The organism is Bradyrhizobium yuanmingense, assembly GCF_029167105.1.
GTDB classification, from domain to species: Bacteria; Pseudomonadota; Alphaproteobacteria; order Rhizobiales; family Xanthobacteraceae; genus Bradyrhizobium; species Bradyrhizobium yuanmingense_A.
This window is the reverse complement of sequence record NZ_JARFML010000002.1, coordinates 139,456-154,073: the sequence shown is the minus strand read 5'-3', so window position 1 is coordinate 154,073 and position 14,618 is coordinate 139,456. Positions and strand designations below refer to the sequence as shown.

Below are 14,618 nucleotides of genomic sequence, written 5' to 3'. Positions count from 1 at the left end.
CTTCTTGAGGTCAGCATGCCCATCAACATCCTGATGCCCGCTCTCTCGCCGACGATGGAGAAGGGCAACCTCGCCAAGTGGCTGAAGAAGGAGGGCGACAAGGTCAAGTCCGGCGACGTCATCGCCGAGATCGAGACCGACAAGGCGACCATGGAGGTCGAGGCGATCGACGAGGGCACGATCGCCAAGATCCTGGTGCCCGAGGGCACGCAGGACGTCCCGGTCAACGACGTGATCGCGGTGCTCGCCGGCGAGGGCGAGGATGTGAAGGCCGCAGGCAGCGCCAAGCCCAGCGCTTCGGCCGCGCCGCCGAAAGCTGCTGAAGCACCTGCTGCTGCCCGGGCGCCGGCGCCTGCTGCGCCCAAGGCCGCGCCGCAGCCGGCAGCTGCGCCCGCGCCGCAGCCCGCAGCTCCGGCCGCGCAGGCCAATGGCCACGGCGGTCGCGTGTTCTCATCGCCGCTGGCGCGGCGTCTCGCCAAGGAAGCTGGCATCGATGTCGCCATGGTCACCGGCACCGGCCCGCACGGCCGCGTGGTCGCCCGCGACGTCGAGCAGGCCAAGTCCGGCAAGGGTCTCAAGGCACCCGCTGCGGCGCCATCGGGCGCGCCCGCGATCGCGCCGACCATGTCGGACAAGCAGATCCTGTCGCTGTTCGAGCCCGGCTCCTACGACATCGTCCCGCATGACGGCATGCGCCGCACCATCGCCCAGCGCCTGACCGCGTCGATCCAGAACGTCCCGCACTTCTATCTCACCATCGACTGCGACATCGGCAAGCTGCTCACTGCCCGCGAGGAGATCAATGCGGCGGCTCCGAAGGACAAGGAGAAGAAGCCGCTCTACAAGATCTCGGTCAACGATTTCGTCATCAAGGCGATGGCGGTGGCGCTGCAGAAGATCCCGAACTGCAACGTCAGCTGGACCGAAAGCGGCATGGTCAAGCACCACCATTCCGACGTCGGCGTCGCCGTCGCGATGCCCGGCGGCCTGATCACGCCGATCATCCGCAAAGCGGAGACCAAGACGCTGTCGACCATCTCCAACGAGATGAAGGATTTTGCCGCGCGGGCTCGTTCCCGCAAATTGAAGCCCGAGGAATATCAGGGCGGCACCACCGCCGTCTCCAACCTCGGCATGTACGGCATCAGCCACTTCACCGCGGTGATCAACCCGCCGCATGCGACCATTCTGGCCGTAGGCACCAGCGAGGAGCGTCCCGTCGTGCGCGGCGGCAAGATCGAGATCGCGCACATGATGAGCGTGACCCTGTCCTGCGATCACCGCGCCATCGACGGCGCGCTCGGCGCCGAGCTGATCGGCGCGTTCAAACAGCTGATCGAAAACCCCGTGATGATGATGGTCTGACGCGGCGGCAGAGGGGGCAACCTTGCATGTCCGGACCCGCTGGCCATGGATATCGCCATTGCTCGGAGCCATCGTGGCGCTCAACCCGGTCGGGCTCGATTTTCTTCACTCTGCGTTCTTTGCCGGCGAGCAGCTGGCACGGAACATCGCCCAGCCGATCGTGCTCACTGCGCTTGCCATCATAGTCCTGGTGGTGCTGCTCGAATGGCTGGTGAGGTCTTTTCTGGTCAAGCGCCGCGCCCGCGGCGCCTCTTGAGTTGAACGGGAGCCGCTATGGCCGACACATCCTTCGACGTCATCATCATCGGCTCCGGCCCCGGCGGCTATGTCACCGCCATCCGCGCCGCGCAGCTCGGCTTCAAGACGGCGATCGTCGAAAGATCCTATCTCGGCGGCATCTGCCTGAACTGGGGCTGCATTCCGACCAAGGCGCTGCTGCGTTCGGCCGAGATCTATCACTACATGCAGCACGCCAAGGACTACGGCCTGTCGGCGGAGAAGGTGTCGTTCGATCCCAAGGCCGTGGTGCAGCGCTCGCGCGGCGTCTCCAAGCGGCTGAACGACGGCGTCGGCTTCCTGATGAAGAAGAACAAGGTCAGCGTGATCTGGGGCGCAGCCTCCATCGATGCGCCCGGCAAGGTCACGGTGAAGAAGTCCGACGTCGAGGGCCCGAAGGGTGCGCTGGGCGAGGGGGCCTATCAGGCCAAGCACATCATCGTCGCCACCGGCGCGCGGCCGCGCGTGCTGCCCGGCCTCGAGCCCGACAAGAAGCTGGTCTGGACCTATTTCGAGGCGATGGTGCCGGAGCGGATGCCGAAGTCGCTGCTGGTGGTCGGCTCCGGCGCGATCGGCATCGAGTTCGCCTCGTTCTTCCACACCATGGGAAGCGACGTGACCGTGGTGGAGGTGCTGCCGCAGATCCTGCCCGTCGAGGACGCCGAGATCGCGGGCCTCGCCCGCAAGCGCCTGGAGAAGCAGGGCATCAAGATCATGTCCTCGACCAAGGTCACGAAGCTGGAGAAGAAGGCCGACAGCGTCCTCGCCACCATCGACGACGGCAAGGGCAAGCCCGTCACATCAGAGTTCGAGCGCGTGATCTCGGCGGTCGGCGTCGTCGGCAACATCGAGAATCTCGGCCTGGAAAAAGTCGGTGTCAAAACCGACCGCGGCATCATCGTGGTCGACGGCTACGGCAAGACCAACGTCCCCGGCATCTATGCGATCGGCGATGTCGCCGGCCCACCGATGCTGGCGCACAAGGCCGAGCATGAGGGCGTGATCTGCGTCGAGGCGATCAAGGGCCTCAATCCGCATCCCCTCGACAAGAACATGATCCCGGGCTGCACCTATTGCCAGCCGCAGGTCGCCTCCGTCGGCCTCACCGAAGCAAAGGCCAAGGAGAGCGGCCGCGAGATTCGCGTCGGCCGCTTCCCCTTCGTCGGCAACGGCAAGGCGATCGCGCTCGGCGAGGACCAGGGCTTGGTCAAGGTGATCTTCGACAAGAAGACCGGTCAGCTTCTCGGCGCCCACATGGTCGGCGCGGAAGTGACCGAGCTGATCCAGGGCTACGTCGTCGCCATGAACCTGGAGACGACGGAAGAAGAGCTGATGCACACGGTGTTCCCGCATCCGACCCTGTCGGAGATGATGAAGGAAGCCGTGCTGGATGCCTATGGACGGGTGCTGAACATTTGACAGCCGTCATGCGCGGGCTTGACCCGCGCATCCATCCAGCGAAGCGCTCTTCAAGGGATGGATTGCCGGGTCAAGCCCGGCAATGACGGAGGCAGGAAACTGGCAACAAGGAAGAAGAAAGAATCGAGCCATGCACGACAACGACAATCTCACCATCGAACGCCCGACCTTCGTCACCCATCTCGAATGCGCGATGGAGGGCGATCATTACGCGGCCGACGAGGTTCACAACCTCTCCAAGGCCGGCAAGCCGCTTCTGGTGCGCTACGACCTCGCGGGCGTGAAGAAGGCGCTGACCAAGGATGCGCTCGCCCAGCGTCCCGGCGACATGTGGCGCTACCGCGAACTCTTGCCCGTGCGCAAATGCCAGGACATCGTCTCGCTCGGCGAAGTCACGACGCCCCTGATCCGGCTGCCGAAGCTCGGCGCAAAACTCGGCGGCGGCGAGATCATCGTCAAGGACGAGGGACGGCTGCCGACCGGCTCGTTCAAGGCGCGCGGCCTCGTGATGGCGGTGTCGATGGGCAAGGCGCTCGGCATCAAGCATATGGCGATGCCGACCAACGGCAATGCGGGTGCTGCGCTCGCGGCCTATGCGACGTCCTGCGGCATCAAGACCACGATCTTCTGTCCGGCCGATACGCCCGAGGTGAACGTCAGCGAGATCGAGCTGCAGGGCGCGACCGTCTACCGCGTCAACGGCTATATCGACGATTGCGGCAAGATCGTCGGCGAGGGCAAGGCGAAAGTCGGCTGGTTCGACACCTCGACCTTGAAGGAGCCGTATCGCATCGAGGGCAAGAAGACGATGGGCCTTGAGCTCGCCGAGCAGCTCGGCTGGGACGTGCCGGACGTGATCTTCTATCCGACCGGCGGCGGCACCGGCCTGATCGGCATGTGGAAGGCCTTCGACGAGCTCGAGAAGATCGGCTTCATCGGCTCAAAGCGCCCACGCATGGTCGCGGTGCAGGCCTCGGGCTGCGCGCCGATGGTGCGCGCCTATGAGGCCGGGACCGAGCATGCGACGCGCTGGGAGGACGCCCACACCATCGCCTCGGGCATCCGCGTGCCGCAAGCGATCGGCGATTTCCTGATCCTGCGCGCGGTGCGCGAGAGCAAGGGCTTTGCCATCGCGGTCGACGACGACAAGATCTCGGCGGCGTTGAGCGAGGTCGCGCGCGAGGAGGGGCTGCTGCTCTGCCCCGAGGGCGCCGCGACTTACGCCGCCTACAAGGAAAGCCTCGCCGACGGCCGCGTCAGCAAGACCGATCGCGTCATGCTGTTCAACTGCGCGACCGGCCTGAAATATCCGCTGCCGCCGGTCAACCGCGCGCTCGATCGCCACAAGCCGATCGACTATTCGCAGTTCTAGCGCGGCAATACGCGACGAATGATCCCTCTTCCCGTACGCGGGAAGAGCAAGAACAATATCGACATCGCTGGGGAGAAGACAATGAAGAAGGCCGTCTGGGCTGCGTTGATTGCTGTTCTCGCTCTTGCCGGCGCGGCCCGCGCCGACGATTTTCCCTCGCGTCCCATCACCATCATCGTGCCGTTCGCGGCGGGTGGTCCTTCGGACGCAATGGCGCGGGTGCTCGCCGAGCGAATGCGGGTGCCGCTCGGCCAGCCGGTCGTGGTCGAGAACGTCACCGGAGCAGGCGGCTCCATCGGTGTCGGCCGTGCCGTGCAATCGCCGCCGGACGGCTACACCATCTCGTTCGGCCATCTCGGCACCCACGTCGCCAACGGCGCCGTCTACAAGCTCAAATTCGACCTCGTTGCCGATCTCGAGCCGGTAGTGCTGCTGCCGAGCAACCCGATGATCGTGGTCAGCAAGAATGCGGTGCCGGCGACCTCGCTGAAGGAGCTGATCGACTGGCTGAAGTCGCGGCCGTCGCCGCCGACCGCCGGCACGGCCGGCGCAGGCTCCGGTAGTCACGTCGCCGGCGTCTATTTCGAGAGCGTTTCCGGCATCAAGCTGCAATACGTGCCGTATCGCGGCACTGCGCCGGCATTGAACGATCTCATCGCCGGCCAGATTGACATCATGGTCGACCAGACCTCCAACTCCATCAGTCAGGTCCGCGCCGGCACCATCCGCGCCTACGCGGTCACCGACGACAAGCGCCTCGCCTCCGCGCCCGAGATCCCAACCGCGGACGAGGCGGGCCTGAAAGGCTTCAACATGACGCTGTGGTCGGGCATGTGGGTACCGAAAGGCACGCCGAAGGAGATCGTCGCAAAGCTCAACGCCGCGGCCGTGGAAGCGCTGAACGATCCGGCGGTGAGGAAGCAGCTCGAAAGCCAGGGTCTCGAGATGACGCCCAAGGATCAGCTCACGCCCGAAGCGCTCGGCACGCGACAAAGGGCCGAGATCGCCAAATGGTGGCCGATCATCAAGGCCGCCAATATCAAGGTGGATTGAACCGGTCACCGCCGCGTTTGCTGGCGGCGGGGCGCTCACGACGAGGTTTGGTGACCTGGTGCCAGCGCACGGTCCAGGCATTGCATCAGATCCGAGGCGGCGAACGGCTTACCGAGAAAACAGATTGCGCCCGCATCGAGCGCCCGTACACGCACGCCCTCATCCGGGAAAGCTGTGATGAATATGAATGGTGTAGCCGAACCCTGCGACCGCATCTTCGTCAACAGATCGATTCCGCTCATCAGCGGCATCTGCACGTCGGCGATCACGCACGAGGTGTCGCTCGAATCGGTCGAGCTCAGGAACTCTTCCGCCGAGGCGAATGTGTGGACGTTGTATCCGCGCGATTCCAGGAGGTTGTTGATCGCGGCCCGAACGTAGGGGTCGTCGTCAAGCACCGAGATGACCGAAGCCACTGACAAGACGTCCGCTCCTCGCCGGGAATTACGCTTGCCGTCGCCACGGCTAGAACATAAAGGCGCAAGGTGGACCTGCTTGTCACGATTGGAAACTCATACTTAGGTTTGTGCATCGGGCTTGTTCGGGCCAATCCCGAGCGCCTCGCTCATTCTCACCAGATCGGCCAGCGACTTCGCGCCCATCTTCCGCATGATCTGGCCGCGGTAGATCTTGACGGTGATTTCGGCCAATCCGAGCTGCGCGGCGACCTGCTTGTTCATCAGGCCGGACGTCACCAGTGACAATACGTCTCGCTCCCGCGAGGACAGTGACTCGAAGCGTGATCTGACCGTCGAGACCGTCCGGTTGAGGTCGCGGCGCTTGCGGTCTCGCTCGATCGCGGCCTGGACTGCGTCGAGAATGTCTTGATCGCGGACCGGCTTGGTCAAGAAGTCGATCGCCCCGCTCTTCATGGCCCGAACCGTCATGGGGATATCGCCATGACCGGTAATGAAGATGATAGGCGTGTGGATATTTGCCTTGGCAAGGTCGGCCTGCAGCTCGAGGCCGCTCGTTCCGGGCAGTCGGATGTCGAGCACCAGGCAGCTCGGGACGTCTGGCGGCTTGGCCTGGAGGAGCTGCGGCGCCGAGCCGAATGCTTCGACCTTGAGACCGACCGACTCGAACAGATTGGTGAGCGCACGGCGCATGGACGCGTCGTCGTCGACGATGAGGACAAGGGGCTGATCGCCGTCCTTCTGCGGCGGCGAAGAGTCCGCGCGCTCGGTCACGATGCTTCCTCTCGGTGGAGGGGCAAGGCGATCTGAAAAGTCGCGCCGCGCTCCTGATTTGGTATGGCGGAAAGTCGCCCGCCATGGGCCTCGATGATCGATCGACAGATCGACAGGCCCATGCCCATGCCGGAGGACTTCGTGGTGAAGAACGGCGTGAACAGGCGGTCTATCGCCTGTTCGCTGATGCCGGTTCCGCAGTCGGAAACGCTCACCTGCATCGCGCCATCGCCGCTCGCCTGCGAGCGGATCGCCAGCTCGCGCGGGCGATCGTGGACGTCTGCCATGGCCTCGATCCCGTTCATGATCAGGTTGATCAGGACCTGCTGCAATTGGATGCGATCGCCAAAGATCTTCGGCAGCGCCGAGGACAGCTCCATGCGGACGGACACGGCGTGGCTGGCCATCTCGCGCTGAACCAGCGCGACGGCCTCCCGCACGACCGCATTGGCGTCGAGCGGAACCATCTCGATGTCAGACCGCTTGGCGAGCGCCCGAACGTGACGGATCACGTCGCCGGCGCGCCTGCCGTCCTCGATGATCCACTCGACGGAGCGGCGGGCCGCTTTGAGATCCGGCGGACTGCGCTGCAGCCAGGCGAGGCAGGCGTCCGCGTTTGCGATCACTGCGGCGAGCGGCTGATTGATTTCGTGCGCGATCGAAGCGGTCAGCTCACCCAGTGTCGTGACACGTGTCACATGAGCGAGCTCGGCCTGGGCCTTGCGCAGCGCGTCTTCGGCTTGGTTGGCCCGGATGGCGGCGGTTACGTCCGTGCAAACGCCACGGTAGCCCAGGAAAGCGCCATCCGCGTCGAAAAAGGGCTTGCCGCTGGTCCGGACGTAGATCGGCTGCCCATTGCGGTCCTTGCTGCGATACACCAGGTCGCGGAACGGGACGTGGGCGTCGAGCGCCGCTCGATGTTGTCGCCATTTTTCGGGCTCGAGAGCGGCGTCGGGCGCAATGTCCCAACGCGTGAGCCCGATTAGGCCGGCGGGGGCGGTGTTGGTATCGGAGTGCTCGGATATCTGGGTGACCCGGTGGTCCGGCCCGGTTTCCCAGAACCAGTCAGACGCAGTTTCGGCATAATCGCGAAAGCGCTGCTCGCTGTCACGGAGCCTGCGTTCGGCCTCCTTGGTCGCCGTGACGTCGCTGACCGATCCGACGAACTCTACCCGACCGCTCGCATCTCGCGTTGCCCGTGCCACCGCTCGGACGTGTTTGATGGAACCGTCGGGCATTACCAGCCGGTATTCGTGATCATAGTCCTTGCCCTCGCGCGCCGCCCGGCCCGTGGTCTGCTGCACGGCGAGCCGGTCCTCCGGATGGATCCGCTGGAGCATGAAGGGGATCGCGGGCTTCGTCCCCTCTTCGCATTCGAAGATGCGATAGGTCTCCCTGGACCAGGTGATCTCGCGGGTTGCGGCCTTCCAGCCGAAACTACCTGTGTGGCTCAATTCCTGCGCCTGGGCGAGGTAAGCCTCGCTCTGTCGCAGCGCGTTCTCTGCCTCCTTGCGTTCGGTGATGTTCTCGCAGGCGACCAGCACGATCGGCCCGCCATTGGCTCGCAGCATGGCCTTGGCGTTCTCGCGCACCCATAACATCGAGCCGTCCTTGCGAACCTTCCGGATCTCCCAGGTGTGTGACTGATCAAGGGTCTTGAGGCACAACGCGACACAGGCGCGGACGGTGGCGCGATCTTCCGCGAGGAAGACATCCAGCACGGATCGGCCGATCAACTCCGCCGGCGTGTAGCCCAGTTGCTCGGCGCCGAATGTGTTCACGTTGATCACGGTACCGGCCGGATCGACCATGAAGTACATGACCGGCGTGTGCTCGAAGACCTGCTGCCATTGCTTGACCGCCTCGAGCAAGTCGGCGGCATTGGCATCGGTGCGCTGCTTGGCGGGAACAGTTTGCCTCAGGCAGCCGACGAGGAATTGCGCGGCTGACTTTCCGAACGTCGCTGCCCGGCCAGGCTTCATCGCTGACGCTCCCGGCACTCTCTGCGTGAACAGGAGTAGAGCACGTTGCGGCGAGAGGAGCAATTCCAGCCAAAGTCGGGTCGGCCGTCATGACGTTCGCCTTTGGACCGTCCGCTCACCGCCAGGTCCATTGGGGCGCCTGAAGGACACCGTGCCGGCCGAGGTTCACGGTGACCGTGCAGCCGGTGCGTCGTGCGCCGTCTCGTTGAACTCGAGCAGGGTGGGCCCGGGCGAATACGGGACAAACCTAGGTATAGCTCCTCCATGCCTAGTCATGTCGGCCATTTTACCTCCGTACAATTGAGCGTTTCGTGCCCGGCGGACTAGCCTCTCGACCATCGGGAGAGTCGAAGCGAACAGTCGAGAAAAGCGCAAGCAACAGAGGGAGACAACAATGTGCGATATGTCGGTACTTCCTGAGCGTCGCCTATCGGCGTCCGAAAGTTGCTCCTCAGTCAATGGCTGTGCGGTGTGCGGCGGCAAGTTTGGCCTGATCCGCTACTATTCCTGGCGCACGGCGCTCTGCTCCAAGAAGTGCGTTGATCGTTTCCGCACGCGAAGCGAACGCGACCGCCGGTGGTTGTTTCGGGCCCAGGTCGCATAAGGCTGGATTGGAGAGTTGATCCGGGAGGCCGTGCGTTGAACCGCTCATGCAAGCTGTTCTGCTGGATCGTTCTCATCGCCCCCATCGCGGCCGGCCAGGCACAGGAGACGGGACACGGTGCCGTTCATCGCCAGCACCCACCCCAGGACCAGGCGCTGCACGACAAGTTCTATTCCACCTGGCATATGCCTGATAACCCGAGCCTCAGTTGTTGCAACAGCGCCGACTGTTATCCGACCGACATCAAGTACATCGACGGCCAGATCTATGCGCGGCGCCGGGAGGACGGGAGATACATTCTGATCCCACCGCAAAAGGTGGAGCGAAACAGGGATAATCCGGACGGACGGAACCATCTGTGCGCTCCACCGCCTGCACTGTCTCCGCTCGACAGCGTTTACTGCTTCGCTTTGGGAGGTGCCACATGAGATTCGCGTTCGTGCTGGTCAACGGCCGGACCCCGTTCCGGCAGACCTCGTGCATGCAGTGCTGCGAGCCGATCAGCGGCAGCTATTTGCGCGAGATCGCGACCCGTCTGCCTTACTGCGATCATCAGTGCTACGCGCTGTTCTGCGAGACGCTCGCGAAAGATGGCGTGAGAGCGGTTTCATGAAATTCGTGGTGGTCAATCACGAGCCGCCGTTGCACGCGGCCGCGTGCAGCACATGCTCGCGGTCGCTCCGCTCCGGCTACGTCCGGCACGCGCGGACGCAGCGCCGTTACTGTGACGACCATTGTTACCGACGCGGCGAATTCTCCACGCTGTTCATGCACTGGCCGGTGCCTGGACGGACGGAATCGATTGCCGGCAAGGTCGAGCTCGCCGCTGGCAGCATGATCGAGACGTTGACGGTGATGAGTGCTGTCTGGTGCTGGAGCTGCACGATCACCGCCTGGACCTTCGCGAGAGCTTTGACCGGCGCATATTTGGACAGTCGCGACCCGATCACGATGGAAGGAGGTGACACCTAGCTGCGCGACTGCACTCGCGTAGAAGCCGCAGCACCGTATCCTTGCAGGCGCCGCGTCCAGCCCCGGCGGCGTCGATCAGGGAATGGGTGCTGCGGCCCCCGCTGGCTCCGTTGCGCTGGCCTCGTGCGTCACCACGCGCTGGTCGCTCTTGCCGGCAATCATGCTGCTGCCCTCGAACCTTGCGCGGTAGACCAGCACGTTCTCGATCACGCGCTGGACGTAGTTGCGCGTTTCCGACAGCGGAATGCGCTCGACCCAATCGACCGGATCGACATTGGGGTTCCGGGGGTCGCCGCGCTTTTGGACCCATTCGCGCACGCGGCCGCGGCCGGCATTGTATCCGGCGAAGGTCATGATCTGGTTACCGCGATATTCCGTGAACAGCGCGCTGAGCTCGGCGGCGCCCATCTGCGTATTGTAGACGGGGTCGGAGACCATCCTGTCCCAGTCGTAAGTCAGGCCGAAGCGCCTGGCGGTGTCGCGTCCCGCTTCCGGCGTCACCTGCATCAGCCCGACCGCGTTGGCATGCGACTTGTCGCGCTGCTCGAACGAGCTCTCGGTGCGTGCCACCGAATAGATCACGCTGGTCTCGATCGCCGGTGCGACCTGCTTGTGCTCGGGGATGCCGATGGTCGGGAAGGCGTAATGGTCGAGCGCGAGCCCGCGCGCCAGCGCGGTCTTGCCGACCTCCAGCATCACGCGCGCGTCGTTGCGCCGGCCCGCAAGCTCGCCGAGCGCTTCCAGCGCGGCGACGTCGGTGCTCTCTTTGGCGAAATCCTCGGCGTAATAGAACACCATGTCGCGCTCGCCGATGCCGTAGAGCATGTCGGCGGCGCGCACGCGCTCGTCCGCAAGCTGCGCATCGGCCGAGGCCAGCACCGGCGAGGGCGGACGCAGCTCGATGCCGTCGAGGCCGAGCTTGGCGCGAGCGAGCTGGCCGTAATAGGCGGTGTGATAGCGCGCTGCCGCCCGGTAGCTCATGCGCGCGTCGGCTGTCGCGCCCATGGCTTCGGCCGCGCGGCCGCGCCAGTAATGCGCCCGCGACAGAGCGATCGGATTGGACGAGCCAGCGTCGATCGAGGCGAAATGCACCATCGCCGTCTTGGGATCGTCGAGATAGCGTAGCGCGATCCAGCCGCACATGAAGTGATAGTCGACGCGATAGACTTCCTTGTCCGGCACCGCGGCCGTGCGGACCACGTCATAGGCGGTCCTGGACTTGCCCTGGTCGAGCAGCTTGCGCGCCAGCATGCGGCGCTCGCGCCACCAGGCGTCGGTGTCCTGGGCCGCCATGGTCTCGGGCGCGGCGGCGAGGATCACCTCAGCGGCGTCGTCGATGCGGTCGTTCTGAAGATGCCACTGCGCGCGGCACAGCACATAGCCGAGATCGCGGCGTGCTTCTGCCGACACGTCCTCGAGATAGTCCTTGGCCTTGTTGGCCTTGCCGGTGACGGCGGCGCAGGCCTTGACGATGGCGAGCGCATCCTCGCCGAGCCGTTTGGCCGCGCGCCTTGCGCCGTCATAGTCCTTGGCGCCGAGACGCTTGTCCATGCGGGCGCGATGATCGTCCGCCGTGAGCAGATCACGGAAGGCCTGGTAGGAGTCATCTTCGCTCCGCTCGGACAGTTCCTCCGCGCGCCAGGTTTCCCGGACCAGCCGCGCAGCCCTGTCGGTCTCGCCTTCGGCGAGCAGGACGCGCGCGAGTGCGAACTTGCCCTTGGCGCTGGTCGGGCGATCCATCGTGAACTTGTGCACGATGGCCGCGTCGGCCTTCTCCTGCCACAGCCGTGCCTCGGCACGGCGGCGGAACAGGGCGCTGCTCGGCCAACCGGGATTGGCGGCGAGGAAGGCGGCGTAGCGCTTGAAATTCGCGATACTGTCGGGATGGCGCAGCATGAACCAGTCGGCGAGCTTCTGTCCGGCAGGATCCGTGATGCGGTCGCGCGCAGCGCTCGCGTCTTCGGTCTTGCCCTTGCGCGTCAGGTCGATGGCGTCCTTCAGCGCGGCGAGATCGCCGGTCAGCGGCGGCAGCGCCGGCTTGGCCGCGGGCTGCTCGACCGCCTTCTTCGATTTGCGCTTGGCCTCGGCGTGCTTGCCGTGTCGCGCTTTGCCGGCGGCGGCGTGGCGGTGCTTGCCCGCTTTCGCCTCATGCGTCTTCTTCGGTGCGGATGATTTTTGGTTGCTCTTCGCCGCCAGCTCGGTGGGAAGGAGGGCCATGGCGGCCACGGCAACGACACACGCGAGCGAGCGTAGGCACTGGTTCATTGGATGGTCCCCCCTGCGAAAACCACTACAAACCAAGGTCCGCGACATGCGGCTTGCGAATCAGAGCACCGAACGATGCGTCGGCATCGTGTCGCATCCTCAAGCTGTCGCAACAATGCGGCAAAATACGGATGGGAACTGGGGAACTTCCGAAAGACGGAAGAGACAGCGGCTTCAACCTTCGTTAACGATCAGGCTTCGCGCGACGATTGCGCACGGTACAGGACGCCAGAACGGCCAGATTGCACGTGTTCCCTCGGCGAAATCCGGTGTATGAGTTCCCTCTCGTCATCCTTTCAGCCTTTGCCCTGTACCTATGCCGATTTTCAACCAGTCGATCCGGCGCAAGATCGTCGGCATCGCGCTCGGATTGATCGTCCTGATGCTGGTCACCTCGATCCTGTCGATGGTGATGTCCAGCCAGGTCGGCATTTTGCTCGACGAGCTGACCAACCGCTACATCCCGGCCTATAGCCATCTGGCGCGCGCGAACATCCGCTCGCTGGAACGGGCGCTGGCGCAGCGGCGGATGGTGATGACCAGGATGGAGGCGCCGTCGGACGAGGAGGCCTACGCGGCGCGGCTTCGCGACTTCGAGGCGTTGGACCGCAATTTCGAGCGGGAAGCCGAGGCCGCTCGCAAGCTTATCAACGCGATCATCGACGACCCCAAGACGTATTCCGACAACGCCGCGCTGGCACGGCTCGACGTCCGGATCGAAAGCTCCGTCACCGAGCTGCGGCGCGATCTGGACGAGGGCAATGCGAAACTGCTCAAGCAGGTCGAGGCCAAGGATATGGCCGCGGCCCGCGGCACGCTGGAACACCTCGACACGCTGCGCGATGCGTTCAACCGGAAGGTCGATGCGATCCGCGCCGACATGCTGGCGCAGGTCTATTTCTCGACGTCTCAGGTGATCGGCCGCCAGCACCAGGCGATCATCGTCTCGGGGGTCGTAACCCTGCTCGCGGCGATCGTCGGCTTCGTGTTTGCGCTGCTGGTGAGTAGCGGCATCACGCGACCGGTGCGCCTGCTGCTGGCCGGCGCCCGCGAAGTCGAGGCGGGCCGGTTCGACAAGCCCATCACCGTCTCGACACAGGACGAGATCGGCGAGCTCGCTGCCGCCTTCAACCGCATGATCGAGCAGCTCAGGCACAACGAGCGCATTCGCGAGACCTTCGGCCGTTACATCGACCCGAAGGTGGTGCAGGGCCTGATCGACCGGCCGGAGGTCGCCATCGACGGTGAGCGCCGGGTGATGACCATCTTGTTCTGCGACATGAGCGGCTTCACCTCGATGAGCGAGGGCATGACGCCGCGTGGCCTCGTCAAGGTGATGAACCACTACTTCACCGTGATGTCCGCTCCCATCAGGAACAATCGCGGGATCATCGACAAATATATCGGCGACGCCATCATGTCCTATTGGGGGCCGCCCTTCATCGAGGAGGATGAGCAGGGTCTGCTCGCAGGGCTCGCCGCCGTCGAGATGACCGATCAGGTGCCCGCGCTGCAGAAGCAGCTGCCGGACCTGCTCGGCATCCGCGCCATGCCGGCGCCGTGCGATCTTCGCGTCGGCATCGCCACGGGCGAGGTCCTGACCGGCAGTATCGGTTCCGAGCTGATGATGAGCTTCACCGTGATGGGCGATGCCGTGAATCTTGCCTCGCGGCTGGAGGCCGTCAACAAGGTCTACGGCACCCGCATCCTGATCTCGCAGGCGACCGCGGACGGGATCGGATCGCGCCTGGAATTGCGCGAGATCGATCGTCTGGCGGTCGCGGGCCAAAGCGCGCCGCAGGCGATCTTCGAGCTGATGGCCAGACCGGGCGCGCTCAGCGATGCGCAAGTGAGCTTGCGCACGCATTATGCCGATGGTCTCGCCGCCTATCGTGCGCGGCGCTTCGACGAGGCCCGCGCCGCCTTCAACGCGGCGCTCGAGGCGGTCCCCGGCGACGGCCCCTCGCGCACGATGCTCGGCCGCATCGCTCAATTTGCGGCCAATCCGCCGGATCCCGATTGGGACGGCGTCTGGCGGCTGGAGCAGAAATAGCCGTGCCTTTGCGGTCGGGCACGCCGCGCCGGAAAAAAAGATGCTACTCCATAACGATGTTCGCCGT

The 14,618-nt window shown here is 64.6% G+C and carries 13 protein-coding genes; 9 read left to right on the top strand and 4 right to left on the bottom strand.

Annotated elements, in window-relative coordinates; translation table 11 throughout:
- The first annotated feature begins 15 nt into the window (after positions 1-15).
- The 5 genes from P0R31_RS03560 (at position 16) to P0R31_RS03540 (ending at position 5,485) form a co-directional block, all read left to right on the top strand.
- Positions 16-1,365, top strand: a complete 1,350-nt coding sequence (locus P0R31_RS03560; protein ID WP_275512880.1) for a pyruvate dehydrogenase complex dihydrolipoamide acetyltransferase — start codon at positions 16-18, stop codon at positions 1,363-1,365.
- A 73-nt stretch (positions 1,366-1,438) separates the two neighbouring features.
- Complete coding sequence (locus tag P0R31_RS03555; protein ID WP_430516793.1) at positions 1,439-1,621, top strand: hypothetical protein; 183 nt, start codon at positions 1,439-1,441, stop codon at positions 1,619-1,621.
- Positions 1,622-1,638: 17 nt separating this feature from the next.
- On the top strand, positions 1,639-3,060 hold the full coding sequence (gene lpdA, locus P0R31_RS03550; RefSeq protein ID WP_275512878.1) for a dihydrolipoyl dehydrogenase: 1,422 nt from the start codon (positions 1,639-1,641) through the stop codon (positions 3,058-3,060).
- 130 nt (positions 3,061-3,190) lie between these two features.
- Positions 3,191-4,432, top strand: a complete 1,242-nt coding sequence (locus P0R31_RS03545; RefSeq protein WP_275512877.1) for a threonine synthase — start codon at positions 3,191-3,193, stop codon at positions 4,430-4,432.
- Between the two features lie 81 nt (positions 4,433-4,513).
- On the top strand, positions 4,514-5,485 hold the full coding sequence (locus tag P0R31_RS03540; RefSeq protein ID WP_275512876.1) for a tripartite tricarboxylate transporter substrate binding protein BugD: 972 nt from the start codon (positions 4,514-4,516) through the stop codon (positions 5,483-5,485).
- A gap of 35 nt (positions 5,486-5,520) precedes the next feature.
- On the opposite strand, the gene P0R31_RS03535 is transcribed toward P0R31_RS03540, so the two are convergent.
- From P0R31_RS03535 to P0R31_RS03525, 3 genes are all read right to left on the bottom strand, one after another.
- Positions 5,521-5,907 (bottom strand): response regulator transcription factor, encoded by a 387-nt coding sequence (locus P0R31_RS03535; protein WP_275512875.1) that lies wholly within the window; start codon positions 5,905-5,907, stop codon positions 5,521-5,523.
- Positions 5,908-6,003: 96 nt separating this feature from the next.
- Positions 6,004-6,675: a response regulator transcription factor gene (locus tag P0R31_RS03530; protein ID WP_271537795.1), complete on the bottom strand. Its 672-nt coding sequence runs from the start codon at positions 6,673-6,675 to the stop codon at positions 6,004-6,006.
- On the bottom strand, positions 6,672-8,657 hold the full coding sequence (locus tag P0R31_RS03525; RefSeq protein ID WP_275512874.1) for a PAS domain S-box protein: 1,986 nt from the start codon (positions 8,655-8,657) through the stop codon (positions 6,672-6,674). The genes P0R31_RS03530 and P0R31_RS03525 overlap by 4 nt, the downstream gene beginning before the upstream one ends.
- A 639-nt stretch (positions 8,658-9,296) precedes the next feature.
- On the opposite strand from P0R31_RS03525, the gene P0R31_RS03520 reads away from it, so the two are divergent.
- From P0R31_RS03520 to P0R31_RS03510, 3 genes are read left to right on the top strand one after another with little or no spacing between them, the layout of a single operon-like run.
- Complete coding sequence (locus tag P0R31_RS03520) at positions 9,297-9,689, top strand: hypothetical protein (RefSeq protein WP_275512873.1); 393 nt, start codon at positions 9,297-9,299, stop codon at positions 9,687-9,689.
- Positions 9,686-9,874, top strand: coding sequence for a hypothetical protein (locus P0R31_RS03515; RefSeq protein ID WP_275512872.1), 189 nt, complete (start codon positions 9,686-9,688; stop codon positions 9,872-9,874). The genes P0R31_RS03520 and P0R31_RS03515 overlap by 4 nt, the downstream gene beginning before the upstream one ends.
- A complete protein-coding gene (locus P0R31_RS03510; RefSeq protein ID WP_275512871.1) occupies positions 9,871-10,233 on the top strand; it encodes a hypothetical protein in 363 nt (120 codons plus the stop codon). Before P0R31_RS03515 ends, P0R31_RS03510 begins: the two co-directional genes overlap by 4 nt.
- A gap of 75 nt (positions 10,234-10,308) precedes the next feature.
- Here the strand turns inward: P0R31_RS03510 and P0R31_RS03505 are convergent, their stop codons facing one another.
- Positions 10,309-12,498 (bottom strand): lytic transglycosylase domain-containing protein, encoded by a 2,190-nt coding sequence (locus tag P0R31_RS03505; protein WP_275512870.1) that lies wholly within the window; start codon positions 12,496-12,498, stop codon positions 10,309-10,311.
- 316 nt (positions 12,499-12,814) lie between these two features.
- Between P0R31_RS03505 and P0R31_RS03500 the strand changes: the two genes are divergently transcribed.
- Positions 12,815-14,551 carry an adenylate/guanylate cyclase domain-containing protein gene (locus P0R31_RS03500; RefSeq protein WP_275512869.1) on the top strand — a complete coding sequence of 579 codons (1,737 nt, stop codon included), beginning with the start codon at positions 12,815-12,817 and terminating at the stop codon, positions 14,549-14,551.
- Positions 14,552-14,618 lie beyond the last annotated feature (67 nt).